General features: G+C 46.8%; 2 protein-coding genes. Both read right to left on the bottom strand.

The features are described 5' to 3' along the window. On the bottom strand, positions 1-698 hold a 698-nt coding region (locus AB4Z17_RS33580; RefSeq protein WP_441964786.1), incomplete at its 3' end, for an IS3 family transposase. 32 nt (positions 699-730) lie between these two features. After that, positions 731-1,116 (bottom strand): helix-turn-helix domain-containing protein (locus tag AB4Z17_RS33575; RefSeq protein ID WP_441964784.1); only part of this gene is annotated, 386 nt, incomplete at its 5' end.

Raw genomic sequence — 1,116 nt, 5'->3', positions numbered from 1 at the left:
TTCAGGGTTCCCCAGAAGGATTCTATGGGACTGTTATCGATGCATCTCCCTACGCGAGACATGCTATGGGTTATTTTTTTCCCAAATAACTTTTTGAACCGTAGAGAAGTGTATTGAAAGCCTCGGTCACTATGCAACATSGGCTTGCTCTTTGATGCTGCCTTCATCGCCCTTTTGACGGTTTGAAACACGAGGCTATTGTTGTTCGAGTGYCCGAATACGTGAGACACAACGGTGTTGTCGTGGAGGTCCAAGATRGCGCTTAAATACGCCTTTTGACCGTGACCATATTTGAATTCCGTTACATCGGTTACCCATTTTWCGTTCGGTTTTGTCGCGGTGAATTCGCGGTTTAGCAGGTTCTCAGCCAMGTGCTGAGGCGTTGACGCTGCGTATTTCTTTCGTTTTCTGCGGCGAATCACTGACTGAATGCCTTGTAGCTGCATGAGGCGCTGGATRCGCTTGTGGTTAATCTTCTGCTTCGTTTCTTTGCACAAGTGAAGCTTTAATCGACGGTACCCGTAGATACCGCCTACCTTCTCATGCAGCGAGATCATCGCTTTTGTGAGTTTTTGGTTTTCTAGTTCACGTACACTAGGCTTACGGTTCAGCCATTTGTAATAGCTTGACCGTGGAATCTCTGCAATTTCACACAGYGTCTTTATGCTGAACTGCCCGTCTTGCCGTACCGCTTGAATGGYAAGATAGATGTTTTCTTGACGTACTTGGCTTAGCGTCGCCTTCTTTCGAGTTCCTCTAACTTTTTTAGGAATGCATTCTCTGCCCGTAGACGTTCATTTTCAGCCTGCATCTTCTTCATCGCAAGCTTCTGGAGGTCGGTGTCCGTTAACTCTTCTTCGTTTTTTTTACGTCCACGTCCATCCTGAAGCGCTTCTTGTCCTCCGTCTTGGTATTTCTTCACCCACTGGTACACCTGTTGGTAGGAGACCTGATGCTGCTCCGCTGTCTTACCGTAATCCTCGTCATGTGTCATACAATACTGAACAATCTCGATCCGTTCTTTCCAGGTCGTAGAACGTCCTTTCGTCATAGCCGTTGCTCCCCCTTTATAGGCCTTTAAGCTGCTATGACTATTATACTTCTTTACCCAGTTCG

This window comes from Paenibacillus sp. TAF43_2 (assembly GCF_052113545.1).
Lineage (GTDB): Bacteria > Bacillota > Bacilli > Paenibacillales > Paenibacillaceae > Pristimantibacillus.
The sequence above is the reverse complement of the archived record's forward strand: the minus strand, read 5'-3'. Positions and strand labels throughout refer to the sequence as shown.